Origin of the sequence: Aquimarina macrocephali (assembly GCF_051627225.1) — a bacterium.
Taxonomy (GTDB): Bacteria; Bacteroidota; Bacteroidia; order Flavobacteriales; family Flavobacteriaceae; genus Aquimarina; species Aquimarina macrocephali.
On record NZ_CP151795.1, the window covers coordinates 602,915 to 620,178 of the forward strand.

The following is a 17,264-nucleotide window of genomic DNA, read 5'->3' on the forward strand; positions in this document are numbered from 1 at the left end:
TATACTTTATCATATGAGGTTAATCAAAAAGATATTGAAATACATTGGGGTTATTTTAATACTCCCAACACTATATCTTATAGTATCTCTGATATTAACCTATATTCCGGTAAACGGAAAAAAAGATAGTGAAGAAAAGAATCACACCATCTATTTAAGTTCTAATAGTGTTCATTTAGAAATTATCATTGCCAAAAATGACTTAAACACTATTGTTTTAGATGATCAATTAGATACTCCTCAGGTGCAATATTTCTCATTTGGCTGGGGCGACAAAAACTTTTATGTCGAAACTCCATTATGGGCTGATCTTACTTTTGTTAATGGATTTCAAGCTTTATTTCTTAATACTCCAACCTTATTACATGTTACCAGACATTCTTCTATGCAGGAGGGCTGGATAGCTCTAAAAGTCAATCAAAAACAACTTAGAAAGATAAACCAATATATATCTGCTACTTTTAGATTAAATGGTGAAAATAAAAAGATAGTATTACCTGGGTTAGGATATTATAAAAACGATGATTTTTATGAAGCTACAGGAAATTACACGTGCTTTAACACCTGTAATACCTGGGTAAATACCGGATTAAAACAAAGTGACATAAAAGCATGTTTATGGACTCCTTTTGATTTTGGGTTACTTAACATGCATAAAAATCAATCCAGATAGATAAAAAAAAGACCTGCTTGGTTTTAAACCAACAGGTCTGAGAATATTATAAAGATATGATCTATTTATCTATTTCTTAGGCATCATTACCGCATCTATAGTATGAATAAGTCCATTAGATGCTTTAACATCTGTAGTTACTAAATGACCTCCATTACCCATTTGATCTATAAGGAAAACTCTATCTCCTTTCATTGTTGCAGTCAATAATGCTCCTCCTATTGTTTTTAACTTTACACTTCCATTACCCTCATTAATTGCAATAACAATATCCTCTTTTGTAATTACACTAGGTATGATATGACAACTTAAAATAGTCTTTAGCTGCTCCTTATTTTCTGGTTTCAATAGCTTTTCTACAGTAGTAGGGTTTAATTTATCAAAAGCTAAATTTACTGGGGCAAATATGGTAAACGAGCCTTTATCCTCTAACGATTTTGCTAATTCGGTCACTTTAATTGCAGATGTGAGTGTAGAAAACCCCTTATCCATAGAGGCAAATTCAAGTATAGTAGGTAGTTTTTCCTTAATCGTTTCCGATGATGCCACATTCTGTGCTATCAATTTATCGTTTTCTTCTTGTGTAGTCCTATCATTTTTCGTTTCGCTACAAGCGGTAATTAACAACAACCCTGATAAGGTAAAAACAGGTAATACATTTCTAATTTTCATTGTAAGAATTTTTCGTTTTTTTGTTTGTATAGGAACGGTATAGAAATGTTTTTCTTTGGTAAACTTCGGTTAAATAAATCTTAATAAAATACTAAATTCATTATTCAACAAATTTTAAAAAGCAAAGAACAATACCATATGATTACTCTATAAAGGTAGTAGGGATGACCAAATTATGAACGTTAACTTATTATCCGTAGCGTTTCTTCTAGTATTCGTTTTTTAATCATATTCGTAATGATTTTCTTAATCTAGATTATTTTTTTAGTCATCTTATATATTGAATTTTGTCTTAAGTAATTAAAATCAAAGACATGGAAACAGATAGAATCAATATTAGTGAGGTTAACCCAAACGCTTACAAGCCCATTTTTGCGCTTTATAATGATATCAAAAAAAGCTCATTAACTGATTTAGAATTTTTATTGATAGAAATTAGGGCATCACAAATTAACGGTTGCGCTTATTGTGTGCAAATGCATATTCAGGAAGCTGTTAATCTAGGAGAAAAACAATATCGTATACATGCCTTACCTTTTTGGAGAGAATCCCCTTATTTCACAGAAGAAGAACAAATCATCCTCGAAATAACAGAAGAGGTAACCCATATTTCTGTAAATGGATTAAATAACGAATTATATCAAAAAGCTATTCATCTTTTTGGTGAAGAAAAAGTAGCAGATATTATCATGGCAATTTGCTGTATTAATGTATGGAATAGAATAGGAAGAGCTACTTTAATGAATCCAATACCTTCTCAAGAATAATTAATTATTATTTTATATCAAGCCCTTTTTAAGGACGAATATTGATCTAGGGGATATATCCTATAGTAACTTATTTTGGACTTAGTCTGATCAAAGAAAAACATCTCGAAATTGGGTATGTTATTGAATAAAAAGTGAATTGTATCGAATTACATCAAAACAACATAATTCGATACAATTCACTTTTTATTCTTCTTATTTTTGGGTCTTCTAATGATTACTTCCCTACTCATAGCTATTTTATTATTTCCTTAGTTGCGCTATCGACATCTACAGCTTCTAATCTATAAATCAATTCTCCGTATCTAATTCGGCTAGGCATATCTTCATATACATCAATGAATGTACGATCTGTATAAGTTTCTGAAATTAAAAAAGGTCTATCACCATTATAAGTTTCTACTATCAAAATATCATCTTGATATGTCCCTACTGCTTTAGACATCGTATTTACCAACGAGTTCCCTTCATAAACTGCTGCCATATCTACAACTCTAAAATCCTTGTTCATAGCTAGATCAAATCTGTAATAATTATAGTTTGATTCTTCTGGATTAGGTAGACTAAATGAAAACTTAAATTCGTTTTCCAGCACATCTTCATGATCCCATACTTTTACCAAATAAGTACCCGGAAGGAGTTTTGTATTTACAACATTTTCAGAATCAATTATTTCATTTATTGCCCAAACATTACTTGGTGTACCATTTTCATAAATCATCTCAAAAGTGACTGACTTTTGTTCTTCACTAGTATTAAACATTCTAAAATATTGTCTGGCTCCATCATATTCATTTTCTATAACACCAAGAATACCCCCACATAAGATCAAAAAAACGACAAACCCGAGAAAAATTTTTATAATTGTTTTCATATTAAACTTTCTGAAATGTATTACCTGTTGCGCTTAGCACTTTTTCCCTAAGGCTTTCATTTTCTTCTTTATGTTTTTTTAGTATAATTGATTTAATAAGAGTCATCAAAATCATTCCTGGAACAAAAGCTATAACACCTCCCAAAGCTCCTGCCAATTTATAGCCTGGTAAAAAGTCTAATGGCGCTATACGATTAGCTCCCATATAAGCCCCCACAAACATAAAAGGAAAGACTATGCCATACATTAAGAAACTACCAATCTTTGTAGATTCTGAAACCTCTATATTTAGGTCACTAAAATGTTGCTTCTTCCAATTTAAAGACAAAGAAGCTCCGATTTTATTTCCTTTTCTTATTTTTATATCATAACTCCAATCATCTTCTATTTCGGTATCTTTCCCTAAAGAAACTATATATTCGTTTCCAAAATCATTATTTAACTTAGCTGCTAATCCAGAAACAAATTCTTTGATTTCTTCTTTTGCTGCACTTACTTCTTTTATGTTTAATTTGTATACCATCTGGCTATTATTCATGTATTAAAAATTACTTGATTCTCTTTAATTGTGCTTTCTATTTCTTTTTCAAATCGTAACCATTTTGGTAGTAATATTAAGATAGGAAGAATCCCAGAAACTAATATTCTTGCCATTGTTGATGGTGAAAATCCACTTATAACTAAATAGTTGTTACCAGATTTAGTTTTTAACTTAATAGAAGCACCTACCCAGTTATTCTTTTTAATGACAATATCTGCTCCTATCAAGGAACTTAAATACACTTCATATCCAAAAGAAGAAAACATCATATCCAGGTAGTCTTTTAAGGCTTTTTTGGTAAGAGTTTTCTCTGTGATTATTTGAATCTTTTTTGCCATATTTATTTTCTTACAGTTCTTTAATCGTTTATCTTAATGTAATGTTGGCAATCTCTTTTTTGTTATTCAGATCTAAACACTACAGCTTTTGATTCAATTCATTTTCCCATTCTTCATAATTTTTCACAATGATTCGATATGTTTCATTTTGCTTATCTGTAACCTCTAGGACATTTTTTGTTACGCCGTGTTTTCCTTGGGTTATTTTCTCTATATCTTTAAACTCAAGGTTAAATCCAAAACTTTTCTTTTCGACCTGTCTTTTTAATAAAGCGCCTAAAATACCTAACCCACTAACTCCTGTCTTATGCGCTTCTATAACAAGTCTATTGGGTGTTAGGTAAAGTGTTCCTTGCATCAAGTTTAATTTTGATTTGAGGTATCCTACTTTTTCTTCTTTTTGGATTCCTTCTTTTACTAATTTTTCTTTCATAACTATTTTTTACCAGCTAAGTAACAGTCTTTATATCAGCATCTATAGCTTCAGTTCATGCCGTTTTTTCATATAGCTACACTAGTATTGTCTATTTCACTTTATCACAACTTAATTCTCCTCTATGACCAATGGTATGCTGCTTGATGTTTTCATCATATTGCCCATTACCTAAATAGGTTTTTAAAAATCCGAAATTTCTATAACCACAGCCTTCATTATCAGAATACAACACATCTCCTTCTACATAATTCCCTTTAATATTACCATAATCATCTTTTAAGATTTGCCAATCTAATGTGATCATAACTTTATGAAATTTCACTCCTGGCCAGTCTTTAGTATTTGCCCATAACTCAATTTGTTGCATCATTTCTGCTTCCAAATTTGCACTACGCATTACAGGAGTAGGTGCTCTTTTTGCTTTTAAAGCTCCTTCTTCAATTTCTTTAGCCATCATTATTAAATCTTCGGTGCCCTCTGTTGTGTCATAGGTAATCGTACCAAAATAGAGTTCATCTTCTTGATCCATTTTCCCATCGGTAAGTGAAATCCTTAAATTATGCTTATAAGGATCTAAGCGCTCCCCCATTCTCCCTAGCAAAAAGGAAGCCCCATCTCTATCTATTTTCATACTCGCTAAAGAAGAAGGAACTACTTGAAACACAACATAATTTTTTTCTAAATCTGCTTTTTTCAGACTTTTCACAGTACACTGATTTACTATTTCATTTTCTTTTGGCAACAGGTCTTTTTCCATTTTATCCATCCCGATAGTTATCCAATAGTGATTTCGTCCAAAATTATCTTGAAAATGATTACTTAGTTGTTTCAAATAATAGCTTTCTTTCATTACTGTAGAAAAGTAAGCTGCTGCCCAAATTTCATCTCCAATTTTAAAATCTGTTTTGATTGTTGAGATATCTTCTTTACCAACAGTAGGTTCTTTAGAGAAGAAAATTATTTTCCCTACATTTTTTTGATGAAAATCTGAAGTTGCTTCTTTTACAAAATATTCAAGGGGTCCTTTTTTTTCTTCTTCCTTCTTTTTTTTCTTTCCCCAGAGGCTTCCTAGTTCATTAGATAATTCGGATTTAATACCTAGTTGCTTTTTTGCAGCTTTTAGTTCTTTTTTACTAATTGCCAAAACTTCCTTTTTCACAATTAGGTTCATGTCTCCCAATACCAGAAGTGTTAAAAGATTATTCCTTTTTGTCAGAACATAATTTTCTTTAGTATTAACACTTTCATAACTACCTGGCAAATTTTTTAGTGATGAAAAAGCCATCTCTAAAGCCCCTCGATACGTGTCGAATGTTGCTTTTATACTTCCATCTCTTCTATTAAGAATAGTGATTTGGTTTATTTCATTTCCGCTTACAAAATAGAGTCCATCAGGGATTTTTTGAGCGTTTGTCTTTACAGAAAACAATACTAAAATGACAATGAGGATATTCTTAGATTTATTCATACTTATTAAAGCAATTTTTTACGTGCTCAAATATAGATATCGGTCAAAACAAAAAAAGCATTACTTCATATCCGCGTTACTTTTAGTGATATTCGATATGCATTATTTGATATTTGAAAATTAACAACGAATCTTTTTAGCTTTTTTATTGAATGGTATTATAGCTGCATATAGCAATGCAATGAGAAACCCTAGAATGTTCATTCTTTTGGTTTTCACTTTTCAGAAAAGGAAATTGAAGAATTATGAGTGCTTTTTATTAGAATAATAACAAGTATAGCAAAAATGGAAGAGGGCTACGCTAAAAAAGTTAATGCGTAATTTTAATAATGAAGCAGAGTTGATACGCTACATAACAAACCAATCGTAGCTTAATCAAAACGTATCTGTAATTTGATTTTTAGTTGCTATAGTATAGAGAAAAGCAATATTTTATAAATGAAATACCATTTTTCATACGACAAAACAGTAATTCTTTTTTTGCGAATACGAAACACACTCTAATTTAAGAAATCAAAGTTTTAATCATTCAACATTTGCCAAAGTTTATCCTTTAGCTCCTGCAATCCTTGTTGTGCTACCGAAGAAATAAACAAATAAGGAACGCTAAGTTGTTGATCTAACTCAACCTTCATTTCTTTTTTTAGTTCCTCATCCAGCATATCAGATTTTGATATTGCTATAAGTCGTTCTTTATCTAATAAATCAGGGTTGTAACGTCTTAGTTCATCCAAAAGAATTTCATATTGTGCTTCGATATCAGGGGCATCTGCCGGAACCAAAAACAACAAGGTAGAATTACGTTCGATATGACGTAAAAAACGATGTCCTATACCTTTACCTTCTGCTGCTCCTTCAATAATACCAGGGATATCAGCCATCACAAAGGTTTGAAAATCTCTATACTCTACAATACCAAGGTTTGGTTTAAGTGTAGTAAACTCATAATCGGCTATTTTCGGTTTTGCTGCAGTAATAACCGATAGCAAGGTAGATTTTCCTGCATTAGGAAATCCTACCAATCCTACATCTGCCAGTACTTTGAGTTCTAGAGTAATATCATGTTCTTGCCCTTCTACGCCGGGTTGAGCATAGCGAGGTGTTTGGTTTGTTGGGCTTTTAAAATGCCAGTTACCTCTACCTCCCATACCGCCTTCGGCAGCAATATATTCCTGTCCTATTTCGGTAATTTCTTTAATAATATTTTGGGTCTCGCTATCCCGAATCACTGTTCCTAGAGGTACATCTACATAAACATCTTCTCCATCAGCCCCAGTACTCCTGCTTTTACTACCATGCCCTCCGTGATCAGCTCTTAAATGACGTTTAAATTTAAGATGATGTAGTGTCCACATATTAGGGTTTGCGCGAATAACAATATGACCTCCACGACCACCATCACCACCATCGGGACCTCCTTTGGTAATGTATTTCTCACGATGTAAGTGTACAGATCCTTTCCCTCCGTTCCCGGAAGTTATATGTAATTTTACATAATCTACAAAATTCCCTTCTGTCATAATTCGTTTCCTATATCACCCTAATAAAAATCAGGAACATTTCAATTTTACGTTTACTACCCTGGATTAGATTCTGCTTTCACAGACTAAAGTTTGTCTATCACGCTACTCAATCTCTCTGTAATCTCATCAATACCACCTACTCCATCTACTCCAAAATACTTATCTTGTTTTTGGTAGTAATTCTTTAAAATGGCTGTTTCGTCATAATATACTTTAATACGATTACGTATCACTTTTTCATCCGCATCATCGGGTCGCCCTGATGTTTTTCCTCTTTCCAGTAATCGTTGTACCAATACCTCATCATCTACCTCTAGAGCTACCATTGCACTAACCATTGTGTCTTTTGACTCTAGCAAGTTGGCTAGTGAATCTGCTTGGGCTTCGGTTCTTGGAAATCCATCAAAAATAAAGCCTTTAGCCTCTGGATTTTTATCTACTTCGGCATTAAGCATATTAATTGTAACCTCATCAGGTACCAATTGGCCTTTATCAATATATGATTTTGCCAAAGTACCTAGCTCTGTTGCATTTTTTATGTTGTATCTAAACACATCTCCTGTAGAGATATGTACCAGATTATATTTTTGTTTTAAAACTTCTGCCTGTGTTCCTTTTCCTGCTCCTGGAGGTCCGAATAACACCAAATTTGTCATGTTGTTTGGTTTTAATTGATAAACTTCTGTAAGATTACGTCCTAATCCATTATAATCAAGTCCGTATCCTACAATAAATCGGTTTGGAATCTCTATCCCAATATAATTTATATTAATTTCTTTGGTATATGCCTCGGGTTTATAAAATAGAGTAGCAATTTTGTATGTTAAGCACCCTTTTTCTACTAACATCTCTGTTAGCACTTCGATTGTATTACCAGTATCTACAATATCTTCTAAGATCACTACTGTTCTTCCTGAAATCTCTTCCCCTAATCCAACTAACTCTTTAACCTTGTGTGTAGTTTCTGTTCCTTCATACGAAGCTAATTTCACAAAACTAATTTCGCAATCATGATCAAACCGTTTCAAAACCTCTGAAGCAAACATAAAAGCACCATTTAACACTCCTATAAACAAAGGGTTTTTATCAGCCAGATCTTTATTTAATCCATCAGATACTTTATCTATCGCAGTCTCTATTTCTTCCTCGTTAATAAAAGGAATAAACTGTAAGTCGTGCAGCTTTACCATTCTATTTTATACTTGTTCTGGTTTGATTTTTTAATTTAAAGCCGCAAAGATAGTGATTAGAAATGAGCATAGCTAAGAATTACGGCATCAACCTTCCTACGACTCCAGGCAGGCTAAAATGGTTGTTATATAAATCATATATAGCTCTAGATTGGTATAGATTTAATCATCAACATATAAAAAACATACCTATCAAATAAGCTTTCTTATAGTTTACTTATTGCATTTACCTTACATTATTGTGGTTATTCCTTCTGAAAAAATTATTTTTGCATTTTATGATAAATTTGAAACCCCGAAAATGACAAATTTTTTCTCGTCAAACTTTAAGTTAGGAATATTAGGAGGAGGTCAATTAGGCAAGATGATGCTCTATGATACCCGAAAATATGACATCCAAACATATGTCCTCGACCCAAGTCAAGATGCTCCTTGCAAAATTGCATGTGATCATTTCCAACAAGGTAATTTGATGGATTATGACACTGTTTATAATTTTGGAAAAAAGGTAGATGTACTTACTTTTGAAATTGAAACCGTAAATCTAAAAGCTTTAGTTCAGCTAGAGAAAGAAGGTAAGAAAGTCTATCCAAGTTCAAAAACTCTGGAGAAAATACAAAATAAAGGGAAACAAAAGCTTTTCTACGAAGAAAACAAAATCCCTACTGCAGAGTTTACCCGATTTTCTAATAAGGCACACCTTACCGAAGGAATTACCAATAATAGAATCAAACTTCCATTTGTCTGGAAAAGTACGCAGGGAGGATATGATGGCAAAGGTGTTTCGATTGTTAGATCTGGAGCCGACTTAGCAAAACTTCCTGACACAGAATGCATTGCAGAGCATCTAATTGATTTTAAAAATGAATTAGCTGTAATTGTTGTTCGTAACCCGAGTGGAGAAATCAAAACTTATCCTGTGGTAGAAATGGAGTTTCATCCAGAAGCCAATCAGGTAGAATATGTGATTTGCCCCGCAAGAATCGATGCTAAAATTGCTCAAAAAGCAATAAAAATTGCAGAAAAAGTATCTAAAGCCTTTGAACATGTAGGGGTACTGGCTGTAGAAATGTTTCAAACACAAGATGATAATATCCTTGTAAATGAAGTTGCACCAAGACCACATAACAGCGGGCATTATAGTATAGAGGCCAGTTATACTAATCAATTTGAGCAACACATAAGAGCCATTTTGGATTTACCTCTGGGAGCTACAGAAAGTAAAGTAGGTGGTATCATGGTGAACCTGGTAGGTAAAGAAGGATATACAGGAGATGTTATCTATAAAAACATAGAAGAAATCATGAAAATGAAGGGCGTTACTCCTCATATTTATGGTAAAAAACAAACACGGCCTTATAGAAAAATGGGGCATGTTACCATAATTCATGAAGACATCGACGAGGCTAGAAAAATAGCCGAAAAAGTAAAAAACACAATACAAGTAATTAGCTAATAAAGGTTTAGAAACTTATTTTATATACCTTCATACCTTATTATAACTAATAACTTTTAACAAACAAATACTAACAATAACAAACAATATAATGAGCAAGGTGGGAATAATAATGGGTAGTACTAGTGATATGCCAGTAATGGAAAAGGCTATCGAAGTATTACAAGGTTTTGATATCGAAGTCGAAGTAGATATTGTTTCGGCACATCGTACTCCAGAAAAATTATTTGACTATGCCAAAAATGCTCATACGAGAGGCATACAAGTTATCATAGCCGGTGCGGGTGGTGCTGCCCATCTTCCTGGGATGGTGGCTTCATTATCTCCTTTACCAGTGATTGGTGTTCCTGTTAAGTCACGTAACTCTATCGATGGGTGGGATTCTGTTCTATCTATTTTACAAATGCCTGGTGGAGTTCCTGTAGCTACTGTAGCTCTAGACGGAGCTCTAAATGCAGGTATTTTGGCAGCACAAATTATAGGCTCAAATGATAAATGTGTTTTAGATAAAATCTTAATCTATAAAGAAGGATTAAAGCAAAAAGTAATTGAAGGAGCTAAGCAGATAAAAAAATAACAAAAAAAAGAGTCACTTTTCAGTGACTCTTTTGAATATCAGGCCTTACAAAAGAATATAACAATATTTATTAACCAACTTAAATATATTACACAAAAAATTCATCGTAAGACCATTACTCTTAAAACCTACAACAAAGGTAAAACCTTACTTTAATTACACAATAAAAGTAATGCTAAAATATTCATAATTTTCGATGAAATACGCATATAATCGATAAAGAGCAATAATTGAGTGTTTTTTAAAGACTTTTTGATCGAAAAAACAGACAGAAAATCAGGATTTTTGCCTAAAAACCTGTTTTTTGGCAAAAAATAGAAGACAAAAGAGCCACAAAAATGCAGCTCTTTCGATATATTTGGTCTTTGCATTAGAATAATTATTTATATTCATACCCCAAATAAAAATAACCTTCTATTCTTAATACTAGACCATACTAATAAACCTAATCAAATCTATTGGTATAAAATTTAGTTTACTTAAAAACGCCCATAACCTGGAAGTGTTTTTCGACAAAAGACTATTTTTTCCGATATAAGGACATATAATAAAAAAATAAGAAGAAATTATCATTACAACAATGAACAATCCACTATTAAAACCATTTGATGCTGCACCATTTTCAGAAATAAAGTCAGATCATTTTCTACCGGCTATAAAAAACGGTATTTCTATCGCCAAAAAACAAGTCGATACAATAGTCTCTAATCCCGAACTACCTTCATTCTCTAATACCATAGAGGGTTTGGAATATTGTGGTGAGCTATTAGACAGAGTTACCAGTGTCTTTTTTAATTTAAATAGTGCTGAGACCAATGAGGAAATTCAAAAAATAGCACAAGAAGCTTCTCCTTTGCTTTCAGAATTCAGTAATGACATAGCTCTTAATCTGGATTTATTTAAAAGAATCGAAGTGGTATACAAACAAAAAGAATCATTAGATCTTAATCCAGAGCAATCCAGACTTCTTGAAAAAAGATATAAATCATTCTCGAGAAATGGGGCTAATCTTCCTGACGAAAAAAAGGAGAAACTTAGAGAGATCGATAAAGAACTTTCTACACTAAGCTTAAAGTTTGGTGAAAACGTGCTCGCCGAAACTAATAAATTCGAGATGTTGCTTACCGACGAATCTGATGTATCTGGTTTGCCAGAGGGAGCAAAAGAAGCCGCTAAATCTATGGCAGAAGCAAAAGATAAAAAAGGATGGTTAATAACTTTGGATTATCCTAGTTATATTCCTTTTATCACTTATGCTGATAATCGCGAACTGCGAAAAAAACTTGCTCTTGCTTTTGGGTCTAAAGGATTTCACAATGACGATCTTGATAATCAGGATATTGTTTTAAAAATTGCAAACCTTAGACATCAACGCGCTCTTCTTTTAGGGTACTCCTCTCATGCCGACTATATACTCGAAGAACGAATGGCAGAAACACCTGATACTGTATTTTCTTTTCTAAATGAAATTTTGGAGAAAGCCAAACCTGCAGCAGAAAAAGAATTTAAACAACTAGAATCTTTTGCAAAGGAATTAGATGGGATTGATCAATTACAAAAATGGGACGGAGCCTACTATTCTGAAAAACTAAAACAAAAACTCTTTGATCTTGATGATGAAAAACTGAAACCTTATTTCAAGTTAGAAAATGTAATCGATGGAGTCTTTACTGTAGCTTATAAACTGTTTGGACTTCAATTTAAAGAAATCAATGATGTAGACACATATCACGAAGAGGTAAAAACGTATCGTGTTACAGATCTTGATGGTAATTTTGTTTCATTGTTTTATGCAGATTTTCATCCAAGACCAGGAAAGCGTAATGGAGCATGGATGACTTCTTATAAATCACAAATGAGGAAAAATAAGGAAAACATAAGGCCACATGTTTCTATTGTCTGCAATTTTACAAAACCTACACCTAGTAAACCTTCTTTATTAACGTTTAATGAAGTAACTACTCTATTTCATGAGTTTGGTCATGCATTGCATGGTATGTTGGCTAATACTACTTATCCAGGTCTATCAGGAACCAGTGTATATTGGGATTTTGTAGAATTACCAAGTCAGGTTATGGAAAACTGGTGTTATGAAAAAGAAGCTTTGGAGCTTTTTGCCAAACATTATGAAACAGGTGAAATAATCCCTATGGAATTGGTTGAAAAGATTAAAGAGTCTGCTACTTTTATGGAAGGTATGACTACACTACGCCAGTTGAGTTTTGGGTTACTTGATATGTCTTGGCATTCTCAAGATCCTACTGCTATCAAAAAGGTAAAGGATCACGAGAAAAAGACTTTTTCTACAACATCTTTGTATCCTAATGTAGACGAAAACTGTATGAGTACAGCTTTTTCGCATATTTTTCAAGGAGGGTATTCTGCAGGGTATTACTCGTATAAATGGGCAGAGGTATTAGATGCTGATGCTTTTGAATATTTTAAAGAAAATGGAATTTTTAATCGTGAGATTGCTACCAAATTTAAGGACCATGTTTTATCTAAAGGAGGTACAGAAAACCCAATGATTCTTTATAAACGTTTTAGAGGACAAGAACCTAAACCCGAAGCATTATTAAAACGAGCAGGATTAATTAAATAAAAAAATACCATTGAAGTCTGTTAAAGTTTTTAGCTTCAACAGACTTCATATGGTAAGATTTAATACACCTTCATTATTATTTTATAATCATCTGCTTTGTAGCACTTTTTGATCCATTAAAAAGTGTCAAAAAGTATACTCCAGAAGAAAATTTTGAGGTATTGATTTGAGTAGCTTTACTTTTAAGCTTCACCTCTTGTACGATATTTCCTTTTACATCTACAACCAACACACTTCCTGATTTCCATAATTCATTATTAACAGTAAGCTCTATATGACCTTCTGTTACAGGATTAGGGTAAAAATCAAAAGACAAGCTATCATCAGATAATAAATCGACAGCAGAACTTCTTGCAAAAAGAGCTCCACAAGGCCCAATATGATTCCAACCATTATTATTGGTTCTTTCATAAAGATTACCTTGATACGTTACTCGATCTCCAGGTTGGTAATTTGTAGAAGAGTTATATGGTGCGACACCTGCACAAGGATCACTGCTTCCTCCTGTGGTAGTTACATTTATCACATTACTTGCAGCAGATACATTACCAGCAGCATCTTTTGCTTTTACACTAAATGTATAGGCAGTACTAGCTGTTAATCCAGTGATATTAGCTGTGGTTCCAGAAACAGAAGTTTCAACCGTATTTCCTTTATACACATCATATCCAGTCACTCCAACATTATCTGTAGAAGATGTCCATGATAAAGTTAGTGTAGTTTGGGCTACATTTGACGATGCTAATCCTGCTGGAGTAGAAGGTGCCTGAGCATCTCCTCCAGTGGATCCACCGATAACAACTGTATAGTCCTCTACCTCTCCATATTCAAAAGATTCACAAGCTGTAGGGATTGCATTATATTTCATAGAAACTCTCATTCTTGTGCTTCCATTTTTTGCTCCTGCTGGCACTGTAAAACTACCACTCACTGGTGTTGTTTTTGAAGCTGCTTTACTCCAAACTAATTCACCAGAATCAGCAAAATCTTTATCCTGGTTATAATCAATCCACACAGCATATCCTTCATTATAACTAGTTCCTGACCATTTTGGTGTAACCGTAATGGTATGTGATGTTCCTTTAGAAAGGTTGGTCGTTTCTGCTGTAAAATCACTATACCCTCCGCTTCCTGCAGTAGAGGTTTTATTTATTGTTCCTAGAGCAACTTTACCAATATATTCATCTGATGTTTTTTGCCCATTAGAAGCACAATATCCTGTTGGAGGATTACCACCAGAACCTGCATTAGAAATCTCTATAAGATACTCTAGAGCTAATTTTGCAAATTTGGCTGCATGAGTTGCATTTGCCGTAGGAAAATTAGATGATGTATCTCCAGAAGTATGAATCTTAGGGTTACTCTCACTAAATTTTGCTTCTATAGGGAATGCTGTTTCATATCCCTGTTGTGCAAAGCTATGGTGATCAGAACATCCATAGTTACATGCAGAATTGCTATACGTAATTTTATGTGTTCCTGAAGCATTATAGTGATCCATTAATTTCTTTAAGAAATTATTTAAAGAAGTACTATTGTATGAATCTGTTGTAATAAAGACATCCTGTGTAGAACCTTTATAGTTCGTCATATCCAATTGCATATAGCTCACTATATTCACATTACGATTTTTATAATCTCTCGCGATTTCTTTAGACCCTACCAAACCGATTTCCTCTGCGGCAAATGCCATAAATTCAACTGTTCTTTTTGGTTTGTAATTCATACTAAACAATACTCTGGCAACTTCTGTAATTGTTGCAATACCAGAAGCATTATCATCTGCTCCCGGAGCATCACTCTGATTTCGTGGCGATGTCGAATCTAAATGCCCTCCTAAAACCACATACTCATTTGGTTTTTCTGTACCGGTAATAGTCATAATAACAGATGGCATAGAGGTCCCAGAATGATTTACAAGCCTAACAGATACATCACTACGACTACCAGCAAGTCCTTCCCATTTTGCTTTTAAATCTGTAGAAGCTCTTTTTGCGCTAGCTTTAGTATGGAAACGAGTACCATAATTCTCAAGCTCTTTAATTTGTCTATCAATATTAGAGTTATTTACCAGCCCCAAACTTTGATTTACCAATTGATTCTGGGTAATCTCAAAAGCGACTGCTGCTTTTGCTAAGGAACTATTTTTTGATTTTTGAATTGAATTAGCTTTTACTATTGCTTCTATAGCAGCTTTTTCTGAAGTCTCATAAAAATATCCTGGTCCATGTCTTAACCCGGTGTGATGCAATTCTTCTGCCGAATGTGCATTTAGCATTACTGCACTATACTCATTAACAGATTTAATGATTTTAACATCATTTGGGTGATTTTCTTTTAGTTTTAATGCATCATGAGCATCCATGGTTGCATAAAACATTTTTGATCGCTCCTGCGCGTATAAACATGATGTCAATACACTTAGCGATACCGCCAAAATAAATAGATTTAGTTTTCTCATCGTTAGTTTAATTTGTTGAGTTTGTATTTGTGTTTGTTTAGCTAAAGTACATAATATCAAGGTCGAACAAAAGACGTTTTATCATAGAATAATCAAGGTAAATCCGTAATAATCCATCAATTATAAAGAAGATAAAAGGTGAATACGTTTTATTAATTATCATCCATAAAACTTGAGATCTTTCACTCATTCTGATGGATTATAGTAACAACAAAAAGAAATTTGTTTCTACCAAATTATTAGATACGTACTTTACCCTAAATTAAGGTGATTCCAAAATTTACATCTTACCCCTTGTAGTAACCAAGTCCTTTTTGTGAAGCGATGTTATAGATCAATTGTAAAGATCGGGAAGAATCCCGGGTCGCATTACAAATGTCCCTAAGTAAGTTATTGAGTTTCATAAGTTGATTTTTGTGTATTTAAGCCAACTAAACTATCAAAAAAGTCTTGTCAAGACAATATATGCATGTCCTAAATCAATGAAAAGATGTCCTAAAACACAATTTAGTACACCCTAATTAAGTATATCACATACAATAAATCATATTAAAATACAGCTAACTCGGATTATTGGTCATTTTCAAAATACATTATTAATCTTTCAATATTTTTTGAAAGTTTGAAATTTTTCATATATTTGTAACATGAATTACGATGAAGCAAAAAATAAGTTTATTTCTACCTGGGGATCTTTAGGAACCTTATGGGGTATCAATAAAGCTATGGCACAGATCCATGCCTTATTATTAATATCTCCAGAACCTCTTTCTATGGAGGATATCATGGAGCAATTACAAATCTCCAGAGGAAATACCAGTATGAACTTACGCCAATTGATGGATTGGGGTATTGTATATAAAGAAAATAAAATGGGAGAACGAAAAGAATATTTCACCTCAGAAAAGGATGTACAAGAGCTGGCAAGGCAAATCGCCAAAGAAAGAAGTAGAAGAGAGTTGCAACCAACTATTAAAATCTTAAAAGATGTTTCGAACATCGATGAAGATGGAACTGCAAAAACCAAAGAATTAATAAAGCAAACCAAAGCATTACATGAAATGGCGGATACATTAGATATTTTAATGAACAGAGTTATTGGTCAGGATCATAACTGGATCACAAAGGCATTGGTAAAACTTATTAAATAAAAAACAGCACCCAAAAGAAAGGAGAATATCTCCTTTTTATTTTCAATGTTAGTTTCAATTTTTTCTGAAACTTTAAAATTATAGAAATATGAAATTTAGTATCCCGAACTGGTTAATTATTATAGGTGGTATTGGTCAAATATTCACTGCATTAATATATCCATACATAAGACATAAAGTATTTGATTGGTATACCGATGTAAAACAATTAAAACCACTTAATCAAGAAATTGCAAAAACGTACGGAAGGTACATTCAAGGTCTTAATTTTTCTTTTGGGCTGATAGCAATCCTACTTCCCTCCCATCTTAAAGAACAATCTGAATTAGCGATTGCTTTAACTGGATTAATAGCAGCATATTGGGTTGGTAAAGTTGCAACTCAAATAGCATATTATCCCATGTATGAAATTCCGAAAAAAAAGATATTTAAAATAGGTAGCTATTTTATGAATTGCCTATTTGTACTTTTTGCTACTGTTTATACCTCATTGTTAATCTATAACTGTATTGGTTTTTTTAACCTTTAATAAAAC

16 protein-coding genes are annotated in these 17,264 nt (G+C 32.9%); 7 read left to right on the top strand and 9 right to left on the bottom strand.

All coding sequences use genetic code 11. The annotated features are described in order from the left end of the window. Positions 1-13 precede the first annotated feature (13 nt). The gene (locus AAFU52_RS02690; protein ID WP_438425224.1) at positions 14-673 is read left to right on the top strand and encodes a TIGR02117 family protein; all 660 of its coding nucleotides are present in this window, start codon (positions 14-16) and stop codon (positions 671-673) included. A gap of 69 nt (positions 674-742) precedes the next feature. Here the strand turns inward: AAFU52_RS02690 and AAFU52_RS02695 are convergent, their stop codons facing one another. Beyond that, positions 743-1,345: a fasciclin domain-containing protein gene (locus tag AAFU52_RS02695; RefSeq protein WP_438425226.1), complete on the bottom strand. Its 603-nt coding sequence runs from the start codon at positions 1,343-1,345 to the stop codon at positions 743-745. A 314-nt stretch (positions 1,346-1,659) separates the two neighbouring features. On the opposite strand from AAFU52_RS02695, the gene AAFU52_RS02700 reads away from it, so the two are divergent. Continuing rightward, complete coding sequence (locus tag AAFU52_RS02700; RefSeq protein ID WP_438425228.1) at positions 1,660-2,112, top strand: carboxymuconolactone decarboxylase family protein; 453 nt, start codon at positions 1,660-1,662, stop codon at positions 2,110-2,112. A gap of 235 nt (positions 2,113-2,347) precedes the next feature. Here the strand turns inward: AAFU52_RS02700 and AAFU52_RS02705 are convergent, their stop codons facing one another. From AAFU52_RS02705 to AAFU52_RS02735, 7 genes are all read right to left on the bottom strand, one after another. After that, a complete protein-coding gene (locus tag AAFU52_RS02705) occupies positions 2,348-2,986 on the bottom strand; it encodes a hypothetical protein (protein ID WP_438425230.1) in 639 nt (212 codons plus the stop codon). Position 2,987: 1 nt separating this feature from the next. After that, positions 2,988-3,509 carry a hypothetical protein gene (locus AAFU52_RS02710; protein WP_438425232.1) on the bottom strand — a complete coding sequence of 174 codons (522 nt, stop codon included), beginning with the start codon at positions 3,507-3,509 and terminating at the stop codon, positions 2,988-2,990. A gap of 11 nt (positions 3,510-3,520) precedes the next feature. Continuing rightward, on the bottom strand, positions 3,521-3,865 hold the full coding sequence (locus AAFU52_RS02715) for a hypothetical protein (RefSeq protein ID WP_438425235.1): 345 nt from the start codon (positions 3,863-3,865) through the stop codon (positions 3,521-3,523). Positions 3,866-3,944: 79 nt separating this feature from the next. Beyond that, positions 3,945-4,298 (bottom strand): hypothetical protein, encoded by a 354-nt coding sequence (locus AAFU52_RS02720; RefSeq protein WP_438425237.1) that lies wholly within the window; start codon positions 4,296-4,298, stop codon positions 3,945-3,947. Between the two features lie 91 nt (positions 4,299-4,389). Continuing rightward, positions 4,390-5,769 (bottom strand): hypothetical protein, encoded by a 1,380-nt coding sequence (locus AAFU52_RS02725; RefSeq protein WP_438425240.1) that lies wholly within the window; start codon positions 5,767-5,769, stop codon positions 4,390-4,392. A gap of 521 nt (positions 5,770-6,290) precedes the next feature. After that, on the bottom strand, positions 6,291-7,289 hold the full coding sequence (gene obgE, locus AAFU52_RS02730) for a GTPase ObgE (protein ID WP_024772084.1): 999 nt from the start codon (positions 7,287-7,289) through the stop codon (positions 6,291-6,293). Between the two features lie 86 nt (positions 7,290-7,375). Further along, positions 7,376-8,482 carry an adenylate kinase gene (locus AAFU52_RS02735; protein WP_438425243.1) on the bottom strand — a complete coding sequence of 369 codons (1,107 nt, stop codon included), beginning with the start codon at positions 8,480-8,482 and terminating at the stop codon, positions 7,376-7,378. Between the two features lie 301 nt (positions 8,483-8,783). Between AAFU52_RS02735 and AAFU52_RS02740 the strand changes: the two genes are divergently transcribed. From AAFU52_RS02740 to AAFU52_RS02750, 3 genes are all read left to right on the top strand, one after another. Next, positions 8,784-9,938, top strand: a complete 1,155-nt coding sequence (locus AAFU52_RS02740) for a 5-(carboxyamino)imidazole ribonucleotide synthase (protein WP_438425246.1) — start codon at positions 8,784-8,786, stop codon at positions 9,936-9,938. Between the two features lie 91 nt (positions 9,939-10,029). Beyond that, positions 10,030-10,515 carry a 5-(carboxyamino)imidazole ribonucleotide mutase gene (gene purE, locus AAFU52_RS02745; RefSeq protein WP_024772081.1) on the top strand — a complete coding sequence of 162 codons (486 nt, stop codon included), beginning with the start codon at positions 10,030-10,032 and terminating at the stop codon, positions 10,513-10,515. Positions 10,516-11,095: 580 nt separating this feature from the next. Beyond that, positions 11,096-13,117, top strand: a complete 2,022-nt coding sequence (locus tag AAFU52_RS02750) for a M3 family metallopeptidase (protein WP_438425249.1) — start codon at positions 11,096-11,098, stop codon at positions 13,115-13,117. A 76-nt stretch (positions 13,118-13,193) separates the two neighbouring features. On the opposite strand, the gene AAFU52_RS02755 is transcribed toward AAFU52_RS02750, so the two are convergent. After that, a complete protein-coding gene (locus AAFU52_RS02755) occupies positions 13,194-15,578 on the bottom strand; it encodes a M20/M25/M40 family metallo-hydrolase (protein WP_152538639.1) in 2,385 nt (794 codons plus the stop codon). A gap of 647 nt (positions 15,579-16,225) precedes the next feature. Between AAFU52_RS02755 and AAFU52_RS02760 the strand changes: the two genes are divergently transcribed. Then, positions 16,226-16,729, top strand: a complete 504-nt coding sequence (locus tag AAFU52_RS02760) for a GbsR/MarR family transcriptional regulator (protein WP_024772078.1) — start codon at positions 16,226-16,228, stop codon at positions 16,727-16,729. Positions 16,730-16,817: 88 nt separating this feature from the next. After that, positions 16,818-17,258 carry a hypothetical protein gene (locus AAFU52_RS02765; RefSeq protein ID WP_438425256.1) on the top strand — a complete coding sequence of 147 codons (441 nt, stop codon included), beginning with the start codon at positions 16,818-16,820 and terminating at the stop codon, positions 17,256-17,258. The last annotated feature ends 6 nt before the right edge of the window (positions 17,259-17,264 follow it).